Origin of the sequence: Bacillus sp. 105MF (genome assembly GCF_000374885.1) — a bacterium.
Taxonomy (GTDB): Bacteria; Bacillota; Bacilli; order Bacillales; family Bacillaceae_G; genus Bacillus_A; species Bacillus_A pseudomycoides.
In genome coordinates, this window is the sequence record NZ_KB895586.1 from 16,751 (window position 1) to 43,378 (window position 26,628).

A 26,628-nucleotide genomic window follows, 5' to 3' on the forward strand; every position below is an offset into this window, starting at 1 on the left:
TTCCAATTTGGAAAGGCATTTTCTTTATTTGCGTGAGAAACCTTCTTCATCAAGGTATTCTGCAGCTTCTGGATAAGAATTGAATGTTCCGTCTAAGTTACTACCTGCGTACACATTCCACATATCGTCTTCTTGGATAAGAGTAAGAATATGGCCGTCTTCATTATGCCATTCTTCTTCTTTAGTAGGTGCAGCCTGTGCGACTACTTCTTCCGGTTCTTGGGATAGAAGTTCAATTGATTTTTGAATTAATGAGCGTAGTTCGTCTGCTGAAAATTCACGGATGTTAACCATGCCTTTCTCGTCTGTTTTATAACCGTTAATGCCGCTAGCGTATACAAAGCCATTTCCATTTGGATGTAAATGATAAACAACGTTCTTTTTGTCTAAGCGACTTTCTTCAAAGTGAAAGTTTACACGTTTTAATGACACGTTCTTTCTTTCTAATTGCGGGAAAGATTCGATAATCGATAATTTTTCTTCAAAAGTTAGCATATTGCCTCCAAATATATAGTAAAAGATTTAATCCGTTCATTATAGCATAGGGGGATTTTTTTCTAAAGCGTTAGCGAGAAGGGAATGTGAAAAATGAAGACGGTTACTTCACGATACTGTAAAGAGTTTCTTCTAAAAGGCGCTGACGAACGCGCCTTTCTCACGTTACAATGGAACGTGGACATTATCCTGCATGTAACACTTCCACCTCAAAATTTAGCGAAAGCAAGGAAGTTAGTGAGAGAAGAACTGTCAGTAAAAGCCCGATTGGTAAGGGATAATAATCAGTGGGGCTGAAGACCCCCCACTGATTAAAGTTTCATTTTATGTAGAGGTGATTTTTTTATGGTTCAAAAAATAGCAAAAGAATGTTTAGCGGGTTTTACCGTGGCGATTGTTGCACTGCCGCTCGCAATTGCATTTGGGATTGCCGCAACGGGGACATCTGAAGGGGCGTTAGTCGGATTGTATGGTGCGATTTTTGCGGGATTATTTGCAGCGCTGTTTGGTGGCACAGCAGGGCAAGTAACAGGTCCTACAGGTCCAATTACGGTGATTGCGACAGGAGTTATCGCAACTCATGGACTCGAAGCAAGTTTTATCGCATTTATGATGGGCGGGTTGTTTCAAATTTTATTTGGTGTATGTAAGCTTGGAGCTTATATACGTTATATTCCATATTCCGTTGTTTCAGGGTTTATGAATGGAATTGCACTTATCATTATTTTAGGTGAAATGAAGCATGTAAAGAATAGCTTTTTACTTGTTCTGTTAACAATTCTCGTTATGCTTGTTGCAGGGAAGTGGATTAAAGCGATTCCGGCGAGTCTAATTGCGTTAGTTGGAGTTACGGCAACATTGCCATTATTTTCTCATGTATTACAAGGACTTACGATTCAATTACCTTTTGTGGGAACGATTCCTCTAAACAAGATGATTGAAAAAATTGGAGCAATTCCAGAAGCAATACCTTCTCTTCATGTACCATCTTTTAGTGGATCAGTAGTGCTTGAACTTATTTTTCCAGCACTTAGTATCGCATTATTAGGATCAATTGACTCTTTATTAACATCTGTTGTGATGGATAACGTAACAGGTACGCGCCATAAAAGTAATAAAGAATTGATTGGCCAAGGGTTAGGGAATATCATGAGTGGATTGTTTGGCGGATTAGCAGGAGCAGGAGCAACTGTAAGATCGATTGTGAATATAAGAAGTGGCGGGAAAACAGCATTGTCAGCTTGTATGCATAGCATCATTTTATTTATTTTCATTATTGGACTTGGTGCGGTTGTACAATACATTCCACTTGCAGTACTATCGGGTATTTTAATTTTAACAGGTATCGGAATGTTTGATTGGGATAGCATGAAAAAGATGCATGTAGCCCCAAAAGGTGATACTGTCGTTATGCTTTTAACAATGGTGATTACAGTGAAATTTGATTTAATGATTGCGGTTGCGTTTGGCATAGTGTTTTCCTTCATTTTATATATAGTGCAATGTAAAGAACGAAAAGCTTCTATTGTAAAAGAAGAAGGGGAAGATGCATTGTATATGATTCGGGGGCCGCTTTCCTTTCTATCTGTTGACCGTATTTTCTCTTCTTTGCAAGAAGTCAAATCTCATTTGACATTACGTTTGAATGATGTGCATTATATGGATACTTCAGGAGCGATGGCGCTATTAAACTTTGTGGATCATACGGAGAAAATGGGTGCAAGTGTAACGCTTGAGCATTTACAGCCGCATGTTGAACAGACACTGCTAAGTTTGGCAAATGATGAACAAAGAAAAAAGTTACAAATGGTGAACGAAAAGTAGAATTGAAATGATGAAAAGCAGCATCCACATAATTGGATGCTGCTTGTAGCGTTTTCTTAATCTGCTTTTAAATCAACAATGACATAGGCTAATATTACGACAAAGAAAATACTAACAGCTGGTGCGGTTAATACATGTCCAGCCGTAAAGGCAATACCTAGTGCTAATACTAGCACACTGGCAAGGAGCATATATCTTACAGTTATAATGGATTTGAAATTTGTAATGACGCGAATGAATAATCGAATGCCAAAATAAACAAATGGTAACAGATAAAGCAGAAAACCAAGGATTCCAAATGAAAAGAATAAATCATGAAAGTCCATTTCAATTAGTTTAACTGCATCTTTATCTTTATAGTTTCCTGCGTATCCCATACCGAATAACTTTTGTGATGTAGGAGCTTCTTTATAGTATTGTTTATACACTTGTAAGAATTTATCACGGTCACTATAAATTAAACTATTCATTTCTCCACTTGTTAATTTTCCTTCTGCACGTCTTTTGGCTTCTTCAGGATCCTCTGTAATTCCTTTACCTTCTTTTCTTGCTTGTTCTTCACTTGCTAATTTTTTATCTTCATATATTTGTAAATGAATGCCCATATTTTTTGCAATAGGAGTAAGTGGTGTAACTGCCAATAAACCTCCTAGTACAACAAGAGCAACAAAGGTATTAACAAGATGTGTAATTCCTTTACCTACTTTTTTACGTTGCATCACATATTCAATAATAGAAAAGAGAAGTGCAACGCCTAGTGTAAGGATAATTGCTCCATAGCCCACTTTTGTTCCGACCATAATACTGGCATACATCGCTAAAATTGTTGGAATCCAGTAGTATACTTTAGAAAAAGAAGTTGTTTTCTGTACAGAGTAGAGTACAACCATTGGGAACGTGATTGCTAAAATAGAACTCAATTCATTTCCCGCGAAGAACCATCCTCTAGAGCCGGTTTTTTCGTATGAATAACTTGAGAAATCTGTTCCGGATGCTATAGATACAATCATAACTATACTTACAATTAACGATGCATATAAGAAATATGTAATGAGTTTATCAGAAGCATACTGTTTATCTTTTAGTTCTTTAAATACAAGAATATATCCAAACAATAAAACGATTGGATATGTACTTTTCAAAATGAATTTAATTTCCTCGCCAAAAGAAACGGGGTGCTTGATGATCATATTGTTTACAAGTCCAGCAGCAAGTACGATACCAAGCAAGACTAGATAGAAAATATATTTCTTATTACCAGGTTGTTTCCAATTTAAAAGTAGATATCCTAAAGCGAGAGTCATAAAGGCAAATCTTACTACAATTCCGACTGTCGCACTCATGTGTAATGTGTAGATAGAGAAAGGTGTTAATAAATCTAAAACTGGTTGCAACACGATGAATAGTAACAGGAAATGTGGGAAGTAGTTATTCGTTTGTTTCAACTTGTTAACCATGTTTTCCTCCATTTCTTCATTTTCGGATGATTGGATGAACGAATTTCTATGTCCATTTGATACATCAACATAAGAATACACCATTTTATTATAATGGTAAATAGACGAGGATATGTGGCAAATCTCTTGAAAAGAAGTTATTTTCTTTCATTCATAATAGGGAATATGTAAATTTTCGAGTGCATTAGACAGAAAATTACGAAAAAAGAAGGATTTTACACATCTTTTCTTTAATTATATAAGTATAATCTTTAAGGAAGAAAGAGGGATATATAATGGAAGTAAAAAGTAAAGCCGAGTCTGTAGTTGTGAAATATGAAGGACGAGTAGCAACGATTATGATGAATCGCCCGGAAGTATTAAATGCATTAGATGAGCCTACGCTCAAAGAATTGTTAGCAAAATTGAAAGAAGTAGCTGAGAGTTCCGTTCATATTGTTGTATTATGCGGGAATGGACGTGGTTTTTCTGCGGGTGGAGACATTAAATCTATGCTTTCTAGTAATGATGAAAGCAAATTTGAAAGTATCATGAATACCATTTCTGAAATTGTTGTAACGTTATATACAATGCCAAAACTTGTGATCAGTGCAATTCATGGCCCAACTGCGGGTCTTGGTTTAAGTATTGCGTTAACAGCTGATTATGTATTGGCAGACATTTCATCTATCATTGCGATGAATTTTATTGGAATCGCTTTAATACCAGACGGCGGGGGGCACTTCTTCTTACAAAAACGTCTCGGTGAAAATATGGCAAAACAAATCATTTGGGAAGGTAAAAAGTTACCAGCAACAGAAGCGTTAGAGCTGGGATTAATTGACGAAGTTATCGGAGAAAACTTCCAAGGTGCTGTAAAACAAAAAATAAATGAATGGCTTCAAAAACCAATTAAATCCATGATTCAAACGAAACAAATTTTCTGCGAAGTCAATCGCTCAAGCTTAGAACAAACGCTTCAGCTTGAAAAGCGCGGACAATACGCAATGAGAAGAACAGCTGACCATAAAGAAGGAGTTACTGCATTTTTAGAAAAACGTCCGCCTGCGTTTAAAGGGGAATAAAAAAAGAAAAAGTGTTAACACATCCTAAGTGTTAGCACTTTTTTAAGTAATGAGGGAAAAGATGAAAAGAAAAGTTATAGTTATTATCGGTTTATTTATGCTAATCTATTTTGCTCTACATAGCACACCAACGCTTGCTGTTCGCACGACGTTATTTTTTGAGGGCCATCCTAAGGTTGCTACAGGGGGAGAAATTACGAAGGAAAGAAATATAGAGAAAGAAGCACTTCCTGCAGCTTATCAAACATTGTATGGAACAGAAAATAACGAACCAGATCATTACTTCTTTCCTCAAGTACAAGCTCATGGAACGGGGATTGATATGATGAGTGCGTGTGTGAAAAAGAAATGGTTTTTCTATAAAGCAGAGCTAGGATGCTACTAAATATGGAAAGAAGATATGCTATAGTATAAGTATGATATTTTGGTGGAGGTAGAACTATGTCAACTTATAATAAACTAGTTAGAGATCTCGTTCCAGAAAAGATTTTAATGTCTGGAAAAACATATACTTCAAAAAAATTAACTGGTCAAGCATACATACAAGCATTAGCGAAAATCGGAACAGAGGAAATTCGTGAATTCGCCTCAATGAAAGAACGTGAACACGCATTAGATTCACTGGCTGATGCACTAGAAGTCATCATCTCACTAGCGCGTGCAGAAGGCGCAACATTTGAAGATATTGAGCGTCTTCGTAAGCAAAAAGAAGAAGAACGCGGTGGGTTCCAAAGAGGGATTTACTTGCTGGATGTTTCGGAGGAGTAGTTAACTGTGAATTATATAGAGATATAAAACCTTTCTGTTTTTGGGTGAGAAAGAGGATTCGTCCATGCGTAGAAGCGGACTCGGATTTTTTCTGCCCCGTGCTGGGTTTGAAACAAAGGGAGAGAATGAGAGTAAAACGTTCTCTTTTGGCGTACAAAACAACAAACAATAAGCTAAATGGGTTACGAAATCGCAAATGATTTCGTAACCCATTTAGCTTGTTGATATATAAGTATTTTTGGCACGCTAGCAAGCCAATTCGTATAAGAAAACGCAAGTAAATTATCATATTAAAATGAGACTTATTTTCCCCATATTTTTTTAAACGACTTAGCATATGTTATTACAAGTACAGATTGTACAATTAGAAATAGTGATGCAGTCAATGTTTTTACATTATGGTCCAATGCACCTAATACTCCCATAATTAAGCCAATTAAGATAAAAAGTACACTTAGGAAAGGCGTAACTTTCATTAATATTTCAAACTTTTTATTCATAGAATGACCTCCTATTTTCTGTGGATTTTAACTATTATATAGGATTTATTATAAAATTAAAATATTTAAATTATATGTAAATTCCCTATCTAAATTTAAAGGCCTTTAATTTTGTATCTGAATGAGAGGTGTGGGATTGCACCAAAAGTTTTTTGCTCTTAACAGAGTCATTTTTGGGGTGGGAGAGAGGATCCATGTATATGCGGAAGTGGAAAAAATGTAAAAATGTAAAAATGTTGTTTAAAATAAAGGCTATATAGGAGAAACGCCATCTATAAGTGGTGGTTTTCTAACGATTCCTGTATACTGAATATTAGAAAAATGAAGTGGAGGGACCAACATTGGCACATCATGCAAAAGAAACAATGGAATTAATTAAACAGCTTGTTTCTATTCCAAGTCCATCTGGAAATACAGGCAAAATCATTAACTTTATTGAAAACTACGTAAAAGAGTGGAATGTAGAAACGAAGCGTAACAATAAAGGTGCGCTTATTTTGACGTTAAAAGGGAAGAACGATGATCAGCATCGGTTACTAACTGCTCACGTTGATACTCTAGGCGCAATGGTAAAAGAAATTAAATCTGACGGTCGCCTTCGCTTATCGATGATCGGCGGATTTCGCTGGAATTCTGTTGAAGGAGAATATTGCGAAATCGAAACAGCGAGCGGAAAAACATATACGGGTACAATTTTAATGCACCAAACATCTGTCCATGTATACAAAGACGCAGGTGAAGCAAAACGTGATGAAAAAAATATTGAAGTTCGTATCGATGAGCGCGTATCTTCAGCGGATGAAGTTCGGGAACTAGGAATCGAAGTAGGGGACTTCGTCTCATTCGACCCACGTGTCCAAATTACAGAGAGCGGCTACATAAAATCACGTCACCTAGACGACAAAGTAAGCGTGGCAATTCTACTAAAATTAATTAAAAGATTACAAGATGAAAACATTACATTGCCATATACAACACATTTCTTAATCTCTAATAATGAAGAAATTGGCTATGGTGGTAATTCCAATATCCCAGAAGAAACAGTAGAATACTTAGCTGTCGACATGGGAGCATTAGGGGATGGTCAAGCATCAGATGAATACACAGTATCCATCTGTGCGAAAGACTCTAGCGGTCCATACCACTACGGTTTACGTAAACATTTAGTGGAACTTGCGAAAGCAAACAACATTGAATATAAAGTAGATATTTACCCATACTACGGATCAGATGCATCCGCAGCAATCCGCGCAGGATTTGATGTGAAACACGCGCTAATTGGAGCAGGAATTGATTCTTCTCATGCATTTGAGCGTACACATGAGAGTTCGATTGCACATACGGAGGCGCTTGTGTTTACTTATGTGATGTCAGAGTTGATTGGAGAATAGCGAAAAGAGGTTACCTGGTATCGGGTAACCTCTGTTTGTATGGCGAATGTTGTCGGATTGACACTCCCACGGCTAAAGTCAGTGAAATTCTTGCTACCAAAGGCGAAGTAAACTCTTACAGGTGCTTTCTCGTATCGCAAAATCTGTAATCTCCTTACATACTACATGGGAAGTTTTTTATGAAAAAACAGCTATTAAAGAAATTAACCTTCCTAAAATTGAAGGGGCTTGCAATTTTAGGACAATCTCAGTTGAACTCATGTTACTTAATCGTTCCCATCCCACCAATTTTTATATTTACCTTGACGTTTACATCGCCCTTTGCTAATTCATTATTCCATTTATTTTGGACTTTTTTCCATTCTGGATATGTGTAAGTTCTCGCATATACCCCAAGCCCAATAGGGTCGATTTTGGCAGCTTGTATTTTCTTTATTAATTGCTTGAAATCAGCTTCCAGCTTAGTTTCAATAGCTTTTTGTAATTTTTCTGCGTCCTTTCTTGTATTGAACGAAAAAAGTCGTTCTGTAATACTGATTCTCATCTTTACATCTATATTAAATATAAAATGATTCTCATACTTTACCTTTGTCTTTACTTTAATATTTTGGGCACTAAAGCTTATCCAATCTTTATCCTGGCTATCTGAATTTAGTTTAATTGCAATTGTAAATGGAAACTCACCTTTCGTTTCTTGCTGCAAAATGCGTAATAGTTTGTTTTCATCGGATTTTAGCGTTAATTTATACCTTCCTTTTTCATCCAATAAAGCTGTACCTGTCACCCATATTTTATTCTTTTTTTTCATCTCAGTAATACTTGCTGTTATCCCTTTGTCTGCTATTTGTTCATGTAATTTTTGAAGAGTTGTTTTTACTGCGATATTTCTTAAATAGGCTGTATCAACTAGTTTTGTTAAATATAAAGGAAGCCGCGGCTTATCTTTTGGGTGATAAAAGATGACGTCCGAAACAGGTCCATCTACAGCAACAACTCGTGTGGTAACTGTGTTTTTGGGGTCTCGGTAAAATGGGTCGAGGTAATTTTCCCAGTTTTTTCGTTTCATTAGCCGTTTTCCAACTAAAATAACCTGTGTTTTACTTCCCGAGGTAAGCGCCATAACCGTAGCGTCAAATTTGTCTCTAGAATTTCGAGTCGTAACAGATTTCACACCAGTAGTTTCTTCTTTTACCTTTGCTTCTTTATTAAAAACAGGGCTTGACATGTACACCAATAAATTATTATTACGATCTAAATCGATACCAAGGACAAGAGTAAGGGAAACATCTTCAACATTTGTTTGGTCAAAGCATCCAGTCAGCATGAACACTGATAACAAAATACAACATAGCACCTTTCTTTTCAATGTATCCCCCCCTGGCGAGACTTCTCATATACCCAGCTATACATCCATAAAATGATAGGCGATATATACGTTAATCCTAATCCAGCATTCGATACTACCTGTTGCCAAGTTTCGGCTTGATTCCAACTAGGATGAGTCCAAAATATGAAGCCGATAATGAGTAATAATAGAACAACAACATGAGAGGTGTGATCTTGTTTCCCAAGTAATTGGCTAGAACAAAATACAGCGCAGTATATGCAAGGAATCCAGGCTGTGGAAACAACGGTTAAGTAAACAGCTAATAAAATCATGTCAAAACGTTCTAAAAAACGAAATTCAATTACTTTAAGTAAATTTAGTACTGGCTGGTTAAATTGTGTAATGCTATCAGGGCTAAAATAGGCAAAGCAAACAATAGTAGCAAATAAATAAAATAACATCGTTAAAGTGTTTGCAATAACGATTCCATGGACTGCATACTGTTTTTTTTGTAAAAAGGGATATAAAAAGAACGCAATATCAAATCCTAAATAAGAAAAAATAGTGGTCGGTACAGCCGTTAATACCGGTTTCCACCCTTCTTTTAAAAGCGGAAAGAAAGGCAGCAGGCTTCCGCCCTCTCTTAGCGGTATCAAAAAAAACAGCGGAATCCAAAGCATCATATAAAAATTAAGTTCACAGTACCGCCCTATAATACGAAGGCCGTTGCGTACAACAAGAAAGGTAGGAATCGAAAACAAAAAGATAATGATATAGTCAGGCGTTTTCGGAAGAAGCCATCCCTTAAGATAAAGCATAGCGTTCACAAGAATGGTACCGGAATAAAAGGAAAAATATATCATGTAAATAACAATTAGTGCTTTCCCTACTATTTTTCCAAATAATCGTATAAGAATGTCGTAAAGCGTGTCCTCGGGATATCTTGCAGCTGTTTTCACGATAAAAATACCTGATATTGTGGAGAATATCCAGCCGATAAGTATAGCTATCCATCCATCTGTTCCAGCTTTTTCTGCAAGCAATCGTGGGAGAGATAAAACTCCAGTTCCTACCTGCATTCCATTAATTAAAAAAATATACTGCAGAAGAGTAATGTCATTATAGGCATATTTTTTCATAGTTTCACCTTTTATTATGGTTCTTTCCTTGTCGAATAGATTGAATGGCTCCTGTACCCTTAGGACGACTTCTTATGGCCCATAGAGGAAAGCGTACAAAAGCATCCTTCATATCTGTAAAGCGAAACGGTGCTAACGGCGTTCCATAAGGAGTTCCTAGCGATTCAAGACTGATAAGATGCGCAATTAATGTCATCCATCCGATAACAAGTCCGACAATTCCAAATAAGGCAGCTGATAGCATCATCGGAAAGCGTAAAAGTCTGACTGCCGCCCCCATATCATAATTAGGGATAATAAAAGAAGCGATGGCTGTAATAGCAACAACAATAATCATAATGTTGCTGACAATTCCCGCCTGAACAGCTGCTTGTCCAATAATAATTCCGCCTACAATTCCAATCGTCTGACCGATCGGAGTAGGCAGCCGCAAAGCCCCTTCCCTCATCATTTCCAATGTCATTTCCATAAGCAGTGCTTCCATAACTGGAGAAAATGGTACGCGCGTTCTTGATTCAGCAATAGATAAATAAAGCTCTACAGGAATGACTTCAAAATTAAAGGAAATAAACGCAACATAACTCGCAGGCAAAAATAGAGCAATCATAAAAGCGACGAAACGAAGTATACGAATAGACGAGGCAACTAACCAACGTGTCCCGTAATCATCAATTCCTTGAAAAAAGGAGGTAAAATTTGTTGGAGCAATTAATACACTTGGGGAATGATCCGTTACAGTTACAAATCTGCCCTGTAAAATGTGAGATACTGCCAAATCAGGTCTTTCAGTTAATATAAATTGGGGAAACGGTGAGTACGGGTTATCTTCAATGAATTCGATAAGTTCACCAGTACTAGCAACAGCGTCGATCGTAATACTTTGAATTCGTGTTTCTAATTCCTTCAGCACATCTTCAGAAGCTACATCTTTCAAATATAAAATAGAAATCCTCGTTTTGCTTCGTATACCAATTATTATTTCTTTTATCATTAATTCGCGATGAGGAATATATCTTCGAATCATTGCGATATTTTGACTTCCAGTTTCTACAAATGCTTGATGCGCACCTTTTAGAGCTATTTCGTTATGAGCATCTTCAATATTTCTTTGTGGCCATCCTTTCGTATCCAATTGATGCGCTGTTGTTCGGCCATGGATTAATAAAACACTATCTCCTCCAAAAATAGCATTTTCAAACTGACTCCACGTATTAATAATTTTAATATGTCCTAATGTAATTGGAAGTTCCGTATTCGTATCAAAAACACTATTCATCAAAGGATTTAGAACGTGATTTTGAATCAATTGTTTATCTGTTAATCCAGACAAATACACTAAAGCTGCTTCTAATCCATCTGCTTTCATTTGAAACCGACGAATCACTAAATCAGGTGCTTGACGAAATACATTCTGAATATCAGCTATGTTTTTTGATAAATCAGCGTCTAAGAGGGAGTCCTCTATATTTTTTTCCGAGAAATGAGTGTTGTCTCGTATTGAAACTGACTTACGATTGCTTCTATATTTTAACCGTTTCAGAAATTTAGCCATGAGTCCCTCACTTTCTACGTGCCTTCTATAGTATGTTTAGTATGTATATATTAAAAAAAAATATCCTAATAACTAGAGAGGCAACGCTAGAATTATTACTATAGATGGCCATTAACCAAATTTCTAAAATAAAAAAGTATTTCCTTCTGTATGACTAGTAGAAAGAAATACTTTCTATAATTTCTTTAGGAACCATATTGCCACCTGTCCCTCACATGACGTGTGTAGCATTTTCTAGTTTGTCTGTTTTAATTGAGCATACAGAGGCGCTTGTGTTTGCTTATGTAATGTCGGAGTTGATTGGAGAATAGAAGAGGAATGCTTTTCTGAATGAGTGATTGGTAGTTGTATACCAATCACTTTTTTTATTCCGCTATTCGCGGGCAGTAAGACTCCCGCTTCGAAATTCAGCAAAAGCAAAGAGGATAGGTGAGTGTGATTAAAGTTTCACTTTATTTGAATCATATGATATCATTTAACTTTATTAAAAGAGTATGTGAGCGATTGTAAGGAGTTAGGAATACGAGCTAATTTCTAGAAATAAAATGTTCTTTAATAAGTAAAGAATCCGATGAAAAGGACTAATAAAAAGAGACAAACTTGCCTCGGCTTATTCGTCCCTTTTTCATATATTTCATGTTATATGGTGCTACTGAGAATGATAGGGAAGAACAATTTAAAATGATAAAGGATGCGAACAGATTGAATAATCACAGCACAACACCGGCATTTATATATACGTATGCATTCCGCGAGGATGAACGATCTTTATGTTATATGGAGATGCGCTCTCTTTTTGGAGTTGAGTCTCATGTTAACATTTTGAAAAGTAATGTTAAAATTGATCCGAGCCGAAGTCCGTTTATGAAAGAACGAATCGAAGTGATGTATGAAGGAGACGACTTGGCAAATATTTTAGAACAAGTAGAACAAATTGATTTGGCAGGAGCTACATTCAAAGTTATTTTTGTTAAAATTAATGACCTCAATGAATCGAACAAGATAGAATACGGACAGAGGCGTGTAATTGAGAGAGAAATCGGCATGCAGATTGAAGGGGAAGCGGACGTGCATCATCCAGAGCGTGTATTTGGAATTGTTCCTCTTGGTGGTCGTTGGTATTTTGGAGAATATATTGAAAGTGAAGCTGTTTGGTATCATCACGTGAAAAAACCACGCAGCTATTCTACGTCACTTAGCACACGTGTTGCGAGAGCTGTTGCGAATATCGCTGTGCCAAATCCTGATGGAGTCAAAGCGATTGACCCGTGTTGTGGTATAGGAACGGTACTGGTAGAGGCACTGTCCATGGGAATTGACATCGTGGGCCGGGATATAAATCCTCTTGTTGTAATTGGATCTAGAGAGAATATTGCGCATTTTGGATTTGAAGGAGACGTAACGGTAGGGCCGATTGCGGATGTCACAACTAATTACGATGTAGCAATTATCGATATGCCGTACAATTTATTTACACATGCGACACCAGAAGATCAATTCTCAATTCTTACACATGCGCGTCGTTTTGCGAAAAAAGTAATTGTTGTAACCATTGAGACAATGGATCACATGATTAAAGAAGCTGGATTTGAAATTACAGACCGCTGTATAGCTAAAAAAGGGACATTTTCTAGGGAAATTCTTGTTTGTGAATAGGGGAAGTTTTTTGTAATGAAAAAAGGAAAGTGATTGGTATATATGCCAATCACTTTTTTCTTTATCACTCAAAGGAATTGTTTAATCTTCTATTCTAGGATTAAGGGTATTTACTTGTTAAGCTTTGTAGTAACTGCTTAGCCTAGTGTTAGATATTTTCCTTTACCTTGGCCATTCGCAAGTCACGCTCTGCTTGATTGTTGCCAAACGGGACAAACGCATTCCGAATATGGTGAGAAACGGTCGATATATTTGAAAAATCGCCGATATATTTGAAGGAACAGTCGATATCGTTGTATCGATGAATCATAATAGATTACTTTTCTTTGAGTTCTTCTTGCTTTGCAACTAATAAATTGCGTAAAACATGCCCCCGATAGCTCTCTAACTTCCGTCCTTCAAAATAACGAACTCCTAATTTTTTCAGTTCAGCTACGTACCATCCTTTTGTTCCAAAATGCATGGAGATCACTTCCTTTTTTTGCTTTTAAACAGTATATGTTTGGGGAGGGGGAAATTTCGTTTTTTATATTATATGACTGAATTTAAAATAAATGTTGAATATTCAGTCTATTTGTATTATTATTAGTTTATCATCGGATGACAGTGATTAGCCTCTCTGCATGCCCGGATATGATTTCGTTCACTTCAATAGAGGATGATTGGCTTCTTTCCACTTGAACTTCCTTAGCAGGAAGACGAGCCATAAGGATAGAGACAGTAAAATCCAATGTAACTTTGTACATTGTTTTTCTGGCTCTTTTTATTGTTCCTATTTATAGGAGGACTTTAAGAAAACGTTATCAATAATAGTGATATTTCAATCTTATATATGCTAGCTCGAAGGGTTTATGAAAATAAATACTTATAGGTTGGTGATCTTTTTGGCGAAAGAAAAACAAGAATTGCAAAAAGACTTAAAAACCAGACATATCACGATGATTTCAATTGGTGGGGTAATCGGGGGCGGATTATTTGTAGGAAGTGGGACAATTATTCAATCAACCGGTCCAGCTGCCATTTTGTCCTATATCATTGGCGCTTTAATGGTTGTACTTGTGATGCGGATGCTCGGGGAGATGGCTGCGGTAAACCCTGATAGTGGTTCATTCTCAACATATGCACATAAGGCAATTGGACCTTGGGCAGGGTACACAATCGGTTGGTTATACTGGTTCAATTGGCTCATCATTATCGCAATCGAGGCGGTATTGTTAGGAGTGATGATCAATAATTGGTTTCCTTCCATACCAACATGGATAGCGAGTTTGTTCGTGATTATCATGATGACAATGACAAATGTTTATTCAGTGAAGTTATATGGAGAGTTTGAATATTGGTTAGCGTTTATTAAAGTAGTAGCGATTCTTGCATTTTTAGTTTTAGGAGTTTCTATGATTTTTGGACTTGTGCCTAATGTAGATAGACCGGATCTTTCAATGATCTCTGAAAACGGGGGCTTTTTTCCAAAAGGAATTATGCCAGTATTACTTAGCGTTGTGTTTATTTCTTTCTCTTTATCGGGGAGTGAGGTAGCGGCGATTGCGGCCGGAGAGTCTGATAATCCAGAGAAGAATGTAATAAGAGCGATTAACAGTGTTGTATGGCGCCTTATGATTTTCTTTGTAGGGTCTGTATCGATTTTGGTCATTTTTATGCCGTGGAACAATGCAGAATTATTGAAATTGCCGTATGCAAGTTTATTTCAGATGGCAGGAATCCCTGCGGCTGCGGAAATTATGAATGGGGTTGTATTTCTGTCGCTCCTTTCGGTTATGAATTCCGGAATATACACGAGTTCTCGTATGTTATTTTCACTTGCGAAAAAGGGAGACGCTCCTTTTATTTTTTCAAAGTTAAACAGTAGAGGGACACCAGTTTGGGCGATATATGCAAGTATCATCTTCGCATTCATTTGCGCCATGTTAAAGTTTATATCTCCTGATAAACTATTTGCTTTTTTAGCGAATAGCTCAGGCGGCGTTACGATGCTGATGTATATGTTCGTTGCCGTTTCTCATATCAGGTTGAGAAGAAAAGCTGAAAGAGAAGACCCAGGGAAACTAAAGGTGAAAATGTGGCTATTCCCTTATCTCACATATGCAACACTTGCGATGATCATTACGATATTTGTTGCACAAGCGTTTATAGCGGATATGCGTATGCAATTTTATATGACGATGTTAGCAACTGCCGTAGTAATCGCAATCTATTTCCTAAGAGATAGAAATAAGCGAGTGCCAATAAAAGAAGATTTTACGATTATACAAGATTCGAAAGTTAGTTTAGAGAAGGAGTAAGAAAGGGGTATGTTCCATGCTAAAAGAAAAACAAAATATTGTAACGACAAAATCAAATAGTCTACATGAGAGAAGAAACAATGCGGTGCCTGGGGGTCCTTATAATATTACGCAGTTATATGTAGGGTCGGCAAAAGGGGCAATCATTACGGATGTAGATGGTAACGAATTAATAGATTTTGCAGGCGAGATTGGTATGCAAAATGTCGGGCATTGTCATCCGAAAGTAGTACAAGCCATTCAAAGCCAAGTGGAATCTTCTATTCATAGTTGTTTTCATGTAGCGCCGTATGAAAGCTATATTGAGTTGGCTGAGAGATTGAATGAATTAACGCCAGGAGATTTTAAGAAAAAAACAATGTTTGCAAATAGCGGGGCTGAAGCGGTCGAGAACGCTGTAAAAATCGCTAGGAAAGCGACTGGGCGCAGTGCCATCGTTTCATTTGAGCGTGCATATCATGGGCGGACACTTCTGACAATGTCTCTTACGAGTAAGGTAAAACCTTATAAGCATGGATTTGGTCCATTTGCATCAGATGTATACAAGCTGCCTTATCCGTATTATTACCGCGCGGAAGACGGCATGACGAAAGAAGAAGTAGATGGGCAAATTTTAGCGTATTTCGAACGCTTTATGTTAGAGGAAGTGGCGAGTGATAATATCGCTGCCATTATTTTGGAACCGCTTCAAGGGGAAGGTGGATTTATTGTTCCAAGTGCAACGTTTATACAAGGCGTCAGAAACCTTTGTGATAAATATGGAATTATCATGATTGCTGATGAAATTCAAACGGGCTTTGCTCGTACAGGAAGTTTGTTTGCAATGGATCATTTTGGCGTTGCTCCTGATTTAATGACATTTTCAAAATCCATTGCTGCAGGTATGCCGCTTAGCGCAGTGACAGGAAGAGCTGAATTGATGGATGCACCTGGGCCAGGACAACTTGGCGGCACTTTTTCGGGAAGCCCGGTTGCTTGCGCAGCTGCACTCGCTGTTTTAGATGTAATAGAAGAAGAGCAGTTAGTAAAACGTGCCGAGGTAATCGGTAGCCGTATGATGGAAGTATTCCATAGCTGGAAGGAGAAATACGAATTAATTGGAGATGTGAGAGGCCTTGGGGCTATGACGGCAATTGAACTTGTCAAAGATCGCAATACGAAAGAACCAGCAACAGAAGAAGTAAAAGCAATTATGCAAGAAACACATAACAAAGGTGTAATCACAATAAGCGCTGGAATTTATGGAAATGTCCTTCGTTTCTTACCGCCGCTTGTTATTACAGATGAACAGCTGGAGGAAGGTCTTCATATTCTTGAAACGGCAATTGCGAAACTATCAAAATAGGAAACGATGATGGAGGCAGAGAAATGAGGTTTTTAAATTATATAAACGGCCAGTGGAAAGAGCCATCTGCGAATCAATATTCGAAAAATTATAATCCGCATAACGGAGACGTGTTAGGGGAATTTCCACTAAGTTCAGCAGATGATACTGGGGCAGCCATCGCATCCGCAAAAGAAGCGTTTCAAAGTTGGCAAGGATTATCATTTCATGAGCGGGCAAGTTATTTATGGAAAGCAGCAACGATTTTAAAAGAACGAGTGACGGAAATCGGTCAAGATTTAACGAGTGAAGAAGGAAAGACGCTCGCTGAAGGAATCGGTGAGACGAAGCGGGCAATCAGTATTTTGGAATACTATGCGGGGGAAGCAAATCAGCCGGTAGGAGAAATGATCCCTTCTGCAAATCCGAAAACAATGCTCTATAGTAAGCGCGTCGCGGTTGGAGCAGTCGGACTCATTACACCATGGAATTTCCCAATTGCGATTCCAGCATGGAAAATGGCGCCAGCGCTTATTTATGGGAATACAGTTGTGATAAAGCCGGCTGAAATTACGCCAAAATCCGTGTATCATCTTGTGAATGCTTTTCACGAGGCGGGAATTCCTGCTGGGGTTATCAATTGTGTATTTGGGAAAGGTTTAGTCGTTGGAGCAGAATTAACAGAAAATCCTGATATAAAAGCGATATCCTTTACTGGTTCGAATAGCGTCGGAAAAACCATTCAGCAAACGGCGATTGCAAGCGGAAAGAAAGTGCAATTAGAAATGGGAGGAAAAAACCCATTAGTCGTATTAAAGGATGCTGATACCCAGAAGGCAGTCGATATTGCGATAAGAGGTGCATTCATGTCAACAGGACAAAAATGCACAGCGACAAGCAGAGTGATTATTGAAGATGACATTTATGAGGAATTTCGAAATGAGCTCCTGTTACGTACAAAGGCTCTAAAAGTTGGAAATCCATTAAAACAGGATACATTTATGGGTCCATGTGTATCTGAAAATCAACAGCACTCTGTTTTAGCGATGATTGAAGTAGGAAAGAAAGAAGCTTCTTTACTTTGCGGAGGTAGCGCACCAGAAGAAGATGAGTTAAAACGAGGATATTATGTTTTACCGACTATTTTTGAAGACGTATCGCAAGATGCACGAATTGCGAAAGAAGAAATTTTCGGTCCTGTTATCTGTTTGTTTAAGGTGAACAATTATCAAGAAGCGATTCATGTAGCGAATGATACAGAATACGGACTGAGTGCATCTATTTGTACAAATAATCTCAGCCTAGCCCAGCAGTTTATTGATGATATGGAGGTTGGGATGGTCCATGTCAACTCAGAAACGGCAGGAGCAGAGCCGCAAGTTCCGTTTGGTGGTATGAAAAATTCGAGTGCAGGACCGCGTGAACAAGGAAAAACAGCTGCAGAATTTTATACACGAGTGAAGACAGTATATATCGATCAAGTATAAGTTAGAAAATGGGGGATGAACATGCGTAAAGGTACTTTTTTCATGGCAGGACACTCAAGACTTCCGAAAGGGATGGCTGTGCGCAGTGTCTATGAAACATTAACAATTACAATAGAGGCAGATCACAAATATCACGTTATTATTGAAGCGTCATGTACCCTTGCTACTGAACATGGAAGAGACTTTATTGCTCAAATGTTAAGAGGACATAGTTTACAAGATGGCATTGAAGATATCATTCAAGAAATCTCTTATCACTATCAAGGAAAAGCGCAAAATGCGATTATTAGTGCGGTAAAAGATTTGTACCGCCAATATACAAGCTATGTAAACGGCGAAAGGCCACAAGAAGAATATGAAGAAACAAATCTATAACAAACTGCCCAGTTTATTACGCTTTACTTTTTAAAGAGCATTCATAAACAAGAGCCAGTTATATTTCAGCTTATTTGATGAGCGAAATATAACTGGCTTTTTTATTTTTTCTAATAGGGAGGAAAGAACATGTAAAAATCAAACCAAGGTGGAAAGCAAAAAAGAGGATGTACGAAAAATGCTGTAGTGAAAACTTGTAAAATGTGTAAAGCATGTGGTCGTGAGAAAGAAAATGAAAAATACATGTCAAAGGATAAGAAAGTTCTTTTAAATTCGGAAATTATAATAGATAAATATAGTGTCAACTCTTACCACTTCATATACAATAAAAGTAGGATTGCTCTTCTACTAAAGAGCACTTTTCAGAAGGAGGGAATGACTTGGAGAAAATGAAAGTAGAGTTTGAAGTGAAAGGATTCGGTGAAGAAGATCTAGTAAATGTTGATGGTGCTTTTAAAAGTATTGAAATTGCAAGAGTAAATGGCTTATCAAAAGATACGACATTAGGTGAGTTGGAATCCATTTTAAATGCTATGTTTGATGAAGTTGAAAAAAATTATGAAAATCCACCACAATTCACTGGAAGAATTACGATTCGAGCAAAGAAAGAGAATGCTGAAATTAAGTATTATGGCTAACTCTAACTGCATGGAAATAAATAATAAAAACATATTGACAGTATAAATATTTCGAATTATCATTTAATTATAAAGTGATAAGATCCATATGAGAAATTAGCCTTCTCTATATCCGATCTTCATTTTCTATTTTGCACATATTTTCATAAAAAAACTGTCTATTATTACTGTACTTTAAGAGATTAAAGAACACTCGTAATTTAAAGCCAGTTGTACGTTTTCTACGATTTGTATTGTAGATGCGTATGACTGGCTTTTTCGTTTATCTAAAAAAAGGAGGAAATAAGATGTCAGTGATTACAGAGCAAGTAGTGAAGATGAAGTTTGCAAAGAAATATGAGGGGTATGAAATTGTTCCTCATCCAGAACATAAACGTTTGTATCATATTGTGTTAGATCAGCAATTGCTTCAGCACTTTTTCGCAGAGGTAAAAGAACATTCGGAGCAATCCTTACAATATATTCCGTATTCTCGCTTTATCCTTGCTGATCAAATGAAAAAATTCTTTGGTGAATCGTTTATGGAAAATGTTCGTGGCATTATTCACGACCGGGAAACGGGCGGGTTTACAATTGGTGTACAAAGCGAAACGATAGATGCAAGAGACTATGTGAAATTTGCAACGGCATTAACACATTTAATTGGTACACCTAACTTTGATGCGATGACAGGAACGTACTACGCGAGATTTAATGTGAAAGATACAGATGGCAGTGATTCTTACCTTCGTCAAGCATATCGATTATTTACTCTTCATACAGACGGGACATTTGTTGACGAACCGACAGATTGGCTCCTTATGATGAAATTTGAGGAAAAGAATGCGGTAGGGGGCGAATCACGTTTACTTCATTTAGATGATTGGGAAGAGCTTGAGAAGTTTCGAAAACATCCACTCGCATCTGTCAAAATCACATACAAAGCACCTCCAAGTAAAAATGCGCAGGAAATCGTCTACCGTGAAACATTTTTTGATGTAAACAATGCACCGTGTATTTGCTTTATTGATCAATTCGCTTATCCAGATAATATTGAACAGGCAACATATTTGAAGGAATTATCACACTCTGTGGAGAACTCTCCAGCAACGCACGCATTAAAATTACCAGTTGGCGATCTCGTTCTATTAAACAATCTCTTTTGGATGCACGGGCGCGCTCCTTTTGAGAAAAACAAAGATTTATATCGAGAGCTCATGCGCCAGCGCGGTTGTTTTTCTAAATAATATATGTGGCGGGCCTTTCAACAAGGCCTGCCTTTCCTAATATAGGGGATACAGACATAAGGGGGAAGTAAAATGTATGATTTTCTAATTATCGGCGGAGGAATTGTCGGCCTTTCAACTGGAATGGCCTTAACGAAAAAATTTCCTCATGCCAAAATCGCAGTCATCGAAAAAGAGGACGAACTTGCGCATCATCAAACAGGACATAATAGCGGTGTCATTCATTCCGGTATTTATTATAAACCGGGTAGCCATAAAGCGAAATTTGCGAAAGAAGGAAACGCAGCGATGGTGGAGTTCTGCAAAGAAAATGGCATTGCCTATGATATGTGCGGCAAGGTGATCGTGGCGACAGAAAAAGAAGAAATTCCTCTTTTACATAATCTGTATGAAAGAGGCCTGCAAAATGGGTTACATATTTCGAAAATCGACAAAGAAGAACTAGCGGAAATCGAGCCTCATGTAAAAGGATTAGGAGCTATTCGCGTTCCATCTTGCGGCATCGCCGATTATAAAGGAGTCAGTCATACATTTGCACGTTTTATAGAGGAGAGCGGAGGAGAAGTACACTTAGGCACAAAAGCAGAACAAATTATTGAACACAAAGATTTCGTTACAATCGAAACAAACAAAGGCGCCTTTGAAACAAAATTTCTCATTAACTGCGCTGGACTACATAGCGACCGAATCGCCAAAAAGACAGGCATACTAACAGATATGAAAATCGTCCCGTTCCGAGGCGAATATTACGAACTCGTTCCAGAAAAGCGCCACCTTGTAAAACACTTAATTTACCCTGTTCCAAACCCAGACTTTCCGTTCCTTGGTGTTCACTTTACAAGAATGATAAATGGGGACGTACATGCAGGGCCAAATGCAGTACTAAGTTTCAAGCGCGAAGGCTACACAAAAAAAGACTTTAACATAAAAGACTTCATGGAAACAATGACATACGCCGGCTTTTGGAAAATGGCAATGCCGAATATGAAAGAAGGCATGAAGGAAATGATTCGTTCTTTCAGTAAACAATCTTTTCTCAAAAGCTTGCAGCGCTTAATACCAGAACTTACAGAGAAAGATATCGTTCCGACTCACGCTGGTGTAAGGGCGCAGGCGATTCTATCGAATGGAAACATGGTCGATGACTTCTGCATTATCCCAGGCATCAACTCTATGCATATTTGCAATGCCCCGTCTCCGGCGGCAACAGCGAGTTTGAAGATTGGGGAGGAGATTGTGGGGAAGGTACCGGATGTGATTTTGGACCGAGTTTCCTTGTCGAAAGCTACTTTTTGAGGTAGCTTTTTATTTTTTTTTGGTAAATAACGAAATTTATTGAATTACGGATATATGTTGAGAAACAATCGATATATTTGGAAAATAACTGATATAGGAGAAGAATACTCAATATTTCGGTATGAAATAGGAGGTATACGGGTATTTTCGAAATATTTATAGGGTGTATTTTCTTTTGTGAAAGCGCTTTATCACTTAACTTACACTACATGTCGTTAGACAAGGAATTGATTTTATGAAACAATAATATCAGGTAAGGAGAGGGTGCTTTTCCTTAAGTGCTTCGTATTGAATTTATTCTATAAGAGAAGGTGTGCTTAATGATTTTAAATTAAATAAGGAGCTGTTTTTATTATATGCAACAAAAAAATGATTTAGATTTTGGACCTCAAGATGTGAATATTGTTAATCCTAAACAAGCGAGGAAAGCTGTTGTTGCTACTGGCATTGGGAATGCAATGGAGTGGTTTGATTTTGGCTTATATGCGTATTTAGCGGTTACTTTAAGTCAATTATTCTTCTCGGGTGTCCACAATAGTGGTCTCCAACTTGTACTTACATTCGGTACATTTGCTGCCGCCTTTCTAGTTCGACCAATTGGAGGTATTTTCTTTGGTAGAATTGGTGATAAATATGGTCGAAAGATTGTTTTAAGTACGACTATTATTTTAATGGCGCTTTCTACATTATTCATCGCACTGCTGCCAACTTATGAACAAATTGGTATTTGGGCACCGATACTATTATTAGTTGCTCGAATGATTCAAGGTTTTTCCACAGGAGGCGAATATTCAGGTGCAATGGTTTATATCGCAGAATCTTCTCCAGATAAAAAGCGTGGTATACTCGGTAGTGGTCTTGAAATTGGAACACTCTCAGGTTACATTGCTGCTTCGGTAATCGTTACCATTTTGACGTTATTGTTAACAGATGAACAAATGCTTAGTTGGGGATGGCGTATTCCTTTCTTAATTGCTGCACCAATTGGTTTGGTCGGTTTATATTTACGCCGTCATTTAGACGAATCTCCAATCTTTCAAAAGATGGAAAAAGCACAAGAGGAATCTGAAGACAATGAACAAATTCCGTTTATCGATATTTTAAAATATCATAAAAAGGACTTCCTGCTAAGCACAGTAATTGTTGCCTTCTTTAATATTACTAACTATATGATCCTTTCTTTTATCCCTTCTTATCTAACACAAATATTAAAAATCAAAGAAACAACTGGTTTAATCATCATTTCAATTACGATGGCACTTATGATTCCATTGGCGCTTTACTTTGGTAAATTAAGTGATAAGGTTGGCAATAAACGTGTAGTACAATTTGGTTTACTGGGTTTAACATTATGTTCAATTCCAGCATTTTTACTAATAGGTAATGGGCATATTGCAGCCGTTTTTGCGGGTATTCTTGTTTTAGGTTTCTTCCTTAGTGTTTATGAAGGAACACTGCCTTCGTTGTTACCAGCTCTCTTTTTCACAGATGTACGTTATCGTGCACTTTCTATATCCTTTAATATTTCTGTATCCATATTCGGTGGTACAACACCACTTGTATGTTCATACTTAGTTCATGCTACTGGTAATGCTCTAGCACCAGCATTTTATTTAACAGGTATAAGCTTAATTGGATTAGTTGTATTTAGTTTACTATTTGTTACCACATCAGGGCGTGCATTAAAAGGTTCTTATCCTACCGTAGAAACGAAAAAAGAGGCACATCAAATAGCTAAGCAAGACCCTGAAGAAACACTTTGGTGGCATGAAGAATCTTTAGAAATTGAAGCAGAGAGACAATCGTAATAATGATTGTTTGAATTTTCAATATAAACAAGACTCCTGTTAAAGGAGGGCGCTGAATGCAAAACAAGAAAGGTGATTTTTCGTTCAATTTCGAACGAAAAATCACCTTTTTCTTTATTCTGTTTCATTTTGTTTCGTTCATTTTAATTATATGAAATTTTTTGTTTGATTCTGTTGTTCAGCTTAAAATTTATACTCTCTAAATGGAAAAAGATGAGTATAATCAAATTGGGTAGAAAAATGTGAAATTTGAAAGGGAGGGGATAGTGATGCAGTTAGAACAACAGGATTTGTTTAAAGGGGAAAGAGTTGTTATGGAGCGAAAAGCAAATGCAATGATTGATTTTGAAGAATTTGGTATGAAAAAAATCAAATATAGCTCTTTTAGAAAACAGGAAGCGATTGGCGGAAAGTTATATGTAACGAACTATCGGCTTATTTTTAAATCACATTCTATAAATCGTGTAAGGGGTATGTACAGTATCCTACTACCTACGATTCAATTTGTTAAGGACGCTTCTTTTCTTGTAGTTAAGAAAATTGAAGTGTTATCAAAAGATAATACGTACATATTTGTCGTTTGGGGAATTAAAGAGCTTTTAGAAGAAATAGAAAGAGTGAAGAGTAATCTTTCGGTAGAAGAGAAGGTATGGCTAGAAAATATAAGAGAATCTGACGAAGAAAAATGTGGAGAAGGATTAAAGAGATTCAAAGAGATGGAAGAGATTGTGGAAATAATGGAACAGCTGTATTAAAAACAACTGTTTAGAACATATAAAATATTTTAGACTTCAATCTATTGATATATTTAACATTCTTTATTTTCAACTGGATGATGAGATTATAAATAGCAATTCTTAAAAATATAGCACAAAATAAAATGGGGGATGAGCTTGAATATGAAAACAAACGTTGAATATGGATTAGTAACTGAACGTAGAGAAGAGAAAGTAATTATTAAGTATCTCAAACAATTTCTAGCTAACGATAAACGGACAATTTCAAAGACAAAAAGCCCTTCATTATTAGAATCCAAATTACCCTTTAAGTATAAATATTTTTACTTCAATCTTAATAAGGAAATGGGTACATATATTGCCTTATTTCCAAATCGAGATGAAGATTCAAAGTATAAATATCCCGATAATAAAGAAGCTAGTTGGATATTACAAGTAAGATTAAAAAAAAGTTCTCCTGGTTACGAGCAAGAAAAGACAAGCAATTATATACATTCACTTTTAAATTCTCTTAACTGTGAGTTCACTATTGTATGTGAAGATGATGAAATGGATGATCATTAATAAAGTCACTAACTTTTTAGTATTATGTTTAAGAAAAGTGCATTCGTGTACAGAAAGCACCTTTTCAGTCTAATACTTTTTTCTATCAAATCAAAATATTGATTTGAAATAGGTGAGTAGACATTGATAATGAGGTTATAGAAATATAGAGCCTTTTGATTGAAACCCTGAACTGTGGAAAATTTAAAAAGTCTACGATTCAGGTTTTTTTACGTTTCGTATCAATGCTCTTCTTTATGAAATATAATCCCATACTTCTTTATTTTCTTATACAAATTAGCGCGCGACATTCCTAATTTTTTCGCCGTAATGCTTTTATTCCCATAAGTCTGTTGCAAGGTTTGAAGAATGCGTGTTTTCTCTAGACTTTCTTTTTCGTCGGTGAGTGAAGGCATAGTTTGGTTAACGGACTCTGAAAAAGACTTTGTTTGCGGTAATAGCTTGAGAATGTCTGATTCGTATATTTCGCTACCTTCGTGAAGAACAATCAGTCGTTCTATGAAATTACGTAACTCGCGGATGTTGCCTGGCCAAGAATATGCATGTAATCGCTCAGTTGCCTCTTGATGAACAAAAGGAGCTGGTTTGTTATATTTGAAAGAAAATTCTTTGAAGAAATGATGAGCTAAGTAGGAAATATCGTCCGTTCGTTCCCGAAGTGGCGGGATGCAGGCAGTAAATACGTTAAGTCGATAAAATAAATCAGACCGGAAAGTTCCGTTTAATACCATATCTTCTAATATACGATTTGTTGCGGCGATAATTCTGACGTCGATTTTCTTAGGTGTTTGTCCTCCGATTCGATAAATCTCTTTTTCTTGTAAAGCTCTAAGTAGTTTCACTTGCATATCAAGTGGGAGTTCACCTACTTCATCTAGAAATAAAGTACCTCCGTCTGCTAATTCTATTTTTCCAGGTTTGCCCCCTTTAGCAGCTCCGGTATATGCGCCTGATTCATAACCGAATAATTCACTCTCAAACAAAGCGTTGGGAATGGCACCGCAATTAATCGGAATAAACGCTTTTTTACTTCTTAAACTCGCCTCGTGGATCGCTTGTGCAAAAAGCTCTTTTCCAACACCGCTTTCCCCAGTAATCAAAATCGTCGCATCTGTCTTCGCTACTTTTTTCATGTCATGAATGATGTGCTGGATTTCCAAGTTATTTCCTTTTATATTGCTGAAGGGATCGTCCCTATTATTTTGAATCATTTGTTGTTTTAGTTGCTGTAATTCTTCAGATGTAGAGGATAACTTTTCATTTAATTTAATCGTAGCGGTAATATCTTTTTCTACAGACATAGAGCCAATTAGTTCATTGCTTTCATTATAAATGGGAGTTGTGCTAATCAATACATGTTTATCTGGCCTAGGGAGGTGATAAATATCCCGAACGGGTTGCTGACTCTCAAGAACTTTTAAATTCATAATGTCTTCTTTTAAGAAAAATTCCTGAACATTTCTTCCGATAATATCTTCCTTTTTTATGTTATACATTTTTTCTGCTGCTTCATTCCAATAAAGCATGACGCCTTTCGTATTTACAATAGAAATCGCTTCTTCTACAGAAGAGAGAAGTGTATGCAATGTAGGAATCGCAAAGGTATCAGATTGTTTCATAACATATCCCCCAATGATTTTAAAACGTATACAAAAGTAGACACTCGTAGACAGATTTGTTGCTAAAAGGATACAACTTTT

26 protein-coding genes are annotated in these 26,628 nt (G+C 36.9%); 17 read left to right on the plus strand and 9 right to left on the minus strand.

Translation table 11 applies throughout. From position 1 onward, the window contains the following. Positions 1–24: 24 nt before the first annotated feature. Positions 25–495: a hypothetical protein gene (locus C564_RS0123555; protein WP_018767069.1), complete on the minus strand. Its 471-nt coding sequence runs from the start codon at positions 493–495 to the stop codon at positions 25–27. 93 nt (positions 496–588) lie between these two features. On the opposite strand from C564_RS0123555, the gene C564_RS0123560 reads away from it, so the two are divergent. After that, positions 589–792, plus strand: coding sequence for a hypothetical protein (locus C564_RS0123560; RefSeq protein WP_018767070.1), 204 nt, complete (start codon positions 589–591; stop codon positions 790–792). Positions 793–840: 48 nt separating this feature from the next. Next, positions 841–2,319, plus strand: a complete 1,479-nt coding sequence (locus C564_RS0123565) for a SulP family inorganic anion transporter (RefSeq protein WP_018767071.1) — start codon at positions 841–843, stop codon at positions 2,317–2,319. Between the two features lie 56 nt (positions 2,320–2,375). On the opposite strand, the gene C564_RS0123570 is transcribed toward C564_RS0123565, so the two are convergent. After that, positions 2,376–3,776, minus strand: coding sequence for an O-antigen ligase family protein (locus C564_RS0123570; RefSeq protein WP_018767072.1), 1,401 nt, complete (start codon positions 3,774–3,776; stop codon positions 2,376–2,378). A 275-nt stretch (positions 3,777–4,051) separates the two neighbouring features. On the opposite strand from C564_RS0123570, the gene C564_RS0123575 reads away from it, so the two are divergent. From C564_RS0123575 to C564_RS0123585, 3 genes are all read left to right on the plus strand, one after another. Then, positions 4,052–4,840, plus strand: coding sequence for an enoyl-CoA hydratase (locus tag C564_RS0123575; RefSeq protein WP_018767073.1), 789 nt, complete (start codon positions 4,052–4,054; stop codon positions 4,838–4,840). Between the two features lie 61 nt (positions 4,841–4,901). Beyond that, the gene (locus C564_RS0123580; RefSeq protein ID WP_018767074.1) at positions 4,902–5,225 is read left to right on the plus strand and encodes a hypothetical protein; all 324 of its coding nucleotides are present in this window, start codon (positions 4,902–4,904) and stop codon (positions 5,223–5,225) included. Between the two features lie 56 nt (positions 5,226–5,281). After that, positions 5,282–5,608, plus strand: a complete 327-nt coding sequence (locus tag C564_RS0123585; protein ID WP_003195533.1) for a nucleoside triphosphate pyrophosphohydrolase — start codon at positions 5,282–5,284, stop codon at positions 5,606–5,608. 302 nt (positions 5,609–5,910) lie between these two features. Here the strand turns inward: C564_RS0123585 and C564_RS0123595 are convergent, their stop codons facing one another. Then, complete coding sequence (locus C564_RS0123595) at positions 5,911–6,108, minus strand: hypothetical protein (RefSeq protein ID WP_018767076.1); 198 nt, start codon at positions 6,106–6,108, stop codon at positions 5,911–5,913. A 341-nt stretch (positions 6,109–6,449) separates the two neighbouring features. Here C564_RS0123595 and C564_RS0123600 point away from each other — a divergent pair, with 341 nt between their 5' ends. Next, entirely contained in the window at positions 6,450–7,499 is a 1,050-nt protein-coding gene (locus C564_RS0123600; RefSeq protein ID WP_018767077.1) for a M42 family metallopeptidase, read from the plus strand. Positions 7,500–7,761: 262 nt separating this feature from the next. Here C564_RS0123600 and C564_RS0123605 read toward each other — a convergent pair whose 3' ends face one another. The 3 genes from C564_RS0123605 to C564_RS0123615 are packed head-to-tail and all read right to left on the minus strand — an operon-like array spanning position 7,762 to position 11,517. Continuing rightward, the gene (locus C564_RS0123605; RefSeq protein ID WP_018767078.1) at positions 7,762–8,865 is read right to left on the minus strand and encodes a Ger(x)C family spore germination protein; all 1,104 of its coding nucleotides are present in this window, start codon (positions 8,863–8,865) and stop codon (positions 7,762–7,764) included. Continuing rightward, a complete protein-coding gene (locus C564_RS0123610) occupies positions 8,862–9,965 on the minus strand; it encodes a GerAB/ArcD/ProY family transporter (RefSeq protein WP_018767079.1) in 1,104 nt (367 codons plus the stop codon). The genes C564_RS0123605 and C564_RS0123610 overlap by 4 nt, the downstream gene beginning before the upstream one ends. A 4-nt stretch (positions 9,966–9,969) precedes the next feature. Further along, positions 9,970–11,517, minus strand: a complete 1,548-nt coding sequence (locus C564_RS0123615) for a spore germination protein (RefSeq protein WP_018767080.1) — start codon at positions 11,515–11,517, stop codon at positions 9,970–9,972. A gap of 702 nt (positions 11,518–12,219) precedes the next feature. On the opposite strand from C564_RS0123615, the gene C564_RS0123620 reads away from it, so the two are divergent. Continuing rightward, positions 12,220–13,173 (plus strand): TRM11 family SAM-dependent methyltransferase, encoded by a 954-nt coding sequence (locus C564_RS0123620; RefSeq protein WP_026008679.1) that lies wholly within the window; start codon positions 12,220–12,222, stop codon positions 13,171–13,173. A gap of 316 nt (positions 13,174–13,489) precedes the next feature. On the opposite strand, the gene C564_RS35310 is transcribed toward C564_RS0123620, so the two are convergent. Together C564_RS35310 and C564_RS36355 are read right to left on the minus strand one after the other, a co-directional pair. Then, complete coding sequence (locus tag C564_RS35310; RefSeq protein WP_018767082.1) at positions 13,490–13,636, minus strand: YflJ family protein; 147 nt, start codon at positions 13,634–13,636, stop codon at positions 13,490–13,492. A gap of 130 nt (positions 13,637–13,766) precedes the next feature. Then, entirely contained in the window at positions 13,767–13,919 is a 153-nt protein-coding gene (locus C564_RS36355; RefSeq protein WP_155896291.1) for a hypothetical protein, read from the minus strand. A gap of 105 nt (positions 13,920–14,024) precedes the next feature. On the opposite strand from C564_RS36355, the gene C564_RS0123630 reads away from it, so the two are divergent. The 10 genes from C564_RS0123630 (at position 14,025) to C564_RS0123685 (ending at position 24,928) form a co-directional block, all read left to right on the plus strand. Beyond that, positions 14,025–15,473 (plus strand): amino acid permease, encoded by a 1,449-nt coding sequence (locus C564_RS0123630; protein ID WP_033794534.1) that lies wholly within the window; start codon positions 14,025–14,027, stop codon positions 15,471–15,473. A 16-nt stretch (positions 15,474–15,489) separates the two neighbouring features. Then, on the plus strand, positions 15,490–16,818 hold the full coding sequence (gabT, locus tag C564_RS0123635; RefSeq protein ID WP_018767084.1) for a 4-aminobutyrate--2-oxoglutarate transaminase: 1,329 nt from the start codon (positions 15,490–15,492) through the stop codon (positions 16,816–16,818). Between the two features lie 23 nt (positions 16,819–16,841). After that, a complete protein-coding gene (locus C564_RS0123640; RefSeq protein ID WP_018767085.1) occupies positions 16,842–18,284 on the plus strand; it encodes an aldehyde dehydrogenase family protein in 1,443 nt (480 codons plus the stop codon). 21 nt (positions 18,285–18,305) lie between these two features. After that, the gene (locus C564_RS0123645; protein WP_018767086.1) at positions 18,306–18,659 is read left to right on the plus strand and encodes a DUF3870 domain-containing protein; all 354 of its coding nucleotides are present in this window, start codon (positions 18,306–18,308) and stop codon (positions 18,657–18,659) included. A 380-nt stretch (positions 18,660–19,039) separates the two neighbouring features. Then, entirely contained in the window at positions 19,040–19,297 is a 258-nt protein-coding gene (locus C564_RS0123655; protein ID WP_018767088.1) for a hypothetical protein, read from the plus strand. Between the two features lie 287 nt (positions 19,298–19,584). Further along, a complete protein-coding gene (gene glaH, locus C564_RS0123660; RefSeq protein WP_018767089.1) occupies positions 19,585–20,523 on the plus strand; it encodes a glutarate dioxygenase GlaH in 939 nt (312 codons plus the stop codon). Between the two features lie 72 nt (positions 20,524–20,595). Then, positions 20,596–21,819 carry an L-2-hydroxyglutarate oxidase gene (gene lhgO / locus C564_RS0123665; RefSeq protein WP_018767090.1) on the plus strand — a complete coding sequence of 408 codons (1,224 nt, stop codon included), beginning with the start codon at positions 20,596–20,598 and terminating at the stop codon, positions 21,817–21,819. 356 nt (positions 21,820–22,175) lie between these two features. Next, positions 22,176–23,627, plus strand: a complete 1,452-nt coding sequence (locus C564_RS0123670; RefSeq protein ID WP_018767091.1) for an MFS transporter — start codon at positions 22,176–22,178, stop codon at positions 23,625–23,627. A 269-nt stretch (positions 23,628–23,896) separates the two neighbouring features. Then, a complete protein-coding gene (locus C564_RS37735; RefSeq protein ID WP_018767093.1) occupies positions 23,897–24,382 on the plus strand; it encodes a hypothetical protein in 486 nt (161 codons plus the stop codon). Positions 24,383–24,526: 144 nt separating this feature from the next. Further along, complete coding sequence (locus C564_RS0123685; RefSeq protein ID WP_033794866.1) at positions 24,527–24,928, plus strand: hypothetical protein; 402 nt, start codon at positions 24,527–24,529, stop codon at positions 24,926–24,928. Between the two features lie 221 nt (positions 24,929–25,149). Here the strand turns inward: C564_RS0123685 and C564_RS32550 are convergent, their stop codons facing one another. Next, a complete protein-coding gene (locus C564_RS32550) occupies positions 25,150–26,547 on the minus strand; it encodes a sigma-54 interaction domain-containing protein (protein WP_018767095.1) in 1,398 nt (465 codons plus the stop codon). Positions 26,548–26,628: the final 81 nt, after the last annotated feature.

Coding starts and splice junctions, on each gene's coding strand:
- C564_RS0123555 (WP_018767069.1), bottom strand. CDS start 495: ATGCTAACTTTTGAAGAAAAATTATCGATTATCGAATCTTTCCCGCAA.
- C564_RS0123560 (WP_018767070.1), top strand. CDS start 589: ATGAAGACGGTTACTTCACGATACTGTAAAGAGTTTCTTCTAAAAGGC.
- C564_RS0123565 (WP_018767071.1), top strand. CDS start 841: ATGGTTCAAAAAATAGCAAAAGAATGTTTAGCGGGTTTTACCGTGGCG.
- C564_RS0123570 (WP_018767072.1), bottom strand. CDS start 3,776: ATGGTTAACAAGTTGAAACAAACGAATAACTACTTCCCACATTTCCTG.
- C564_RS0123575 (WP_018767073.1), top strand. CDS start 4,052: ATGGAAGTAAAAAGTAAAGCCGAGTCTGTAGTTGTGAAATATGAAGGA.
- C564_RS0123580 (WP_018767074.1), top strand. CDS start 4,902: ATGAAAAGAAAAGTTATAGTTATTATCGGTTTATTTATGCTAATCTAT.
- C564_RS0123585 (WP_003195533.1), top strand. CDS start 5,282: ATGTCAACTTATAATAAACTAGTTAGAGATCTCGTTCCAGAAAAGATT.
- C564_RS0123595 (WP_018767076.1), bottom strand. CDS start 6,108: ATGAATAAAAAGTTTGAAATATTAATGAAAGTTACGCCTTTCCTAAGT.
- C564_RS0123610 (WP_018767079.1), bottom strand. CDS start 9,965: ATGAAAAAATATGCCTATAATGACATTACTCTTCTGCAGTATATTTTT.
- C564_RS0123615 (WP_018767080.1), bottom strand. CDS start 11,517: ATGGCTAAATTTCTGAAACGGTTAAAATATAGAAGCAATCGTAAGTCA.
- C564_RS35310 (WP_018767082.1), bottom strand. CDS start 13,636: ATGCATTTTGGAACAAAAGGATGGTACGTAGCTGAACTGAAAAAATTA.
- C564_RS36355 (WP_155896291.1), bottom strand. CDS start 13,919: ATGTACAAAGTTACATTGGATTTTACTGTCTCTATCCTTATGGCTCGT.
- C564_RS0123630 (WP_033794534.1), top strand. CDS start 14,025: ATGAAAATAAATACTTATAGGTTGGTGATCTTTTTGGCGAAAGAAAAA.
- gabT (WP_018767084.1), top strand. CDS start 15,490: ATGCTAAAAGAAAAACAAAATATTGTAACGACAAAATCAAATAGTCTA.
- C564_RS0123640 (WP_018767085.1), top strand. CDS start 16,842: ATGAGGTTTTTAAATTATATAAACGGCCAGTGGAAAGAGCCATCTGCG.
- C564_RS0123645 (WP_018767086.1), top strand. CDS start 18,306: ATGCGTAAAGGTACTTTTTTCATGGCAGGACACTCAAGACTTCCGAAA.
- glaH (WP_018767089.1), top strand. CDS start 19,585: ATGTCAGTGATTACAGAGCAAGTAGTGAAGATGAAGTTTGCAAAGAAA.
- lhgO (WP_018767090.1), top strand. CDS start 20,596: ATGTATGATTTTCTAATTATCGGCGGAGGAATTGTCGGCCTTTCAACT.
- C564_RS0123670 (WP_018767091.1), top strand. CDS start 22,176: ATGCAACAAAAAAATGATTTAGATTTTGGACCTCAAGATGTGAATATT.
- C564_RS37735 (WP_018767093.1), top strand. CDS start 23,897: ATGCAGTTAGAACAACAGGATTTGTTTAAAGGGGAAAGAGTTGTTATG.
- C564_RS0123685 (WP_033794866.1), top strand. CDS start 24,527: ATGAAAACAAACGTTGAATATGGATTAGTAACTGAACGTAGAGAAGAG.
- C564_RS32550 (WP_018767095.1), bottom strand. CDS start 26,547: ATGAAACAATCTGATACCTTTGCGATTCCTACATTGCATACACTTCTC.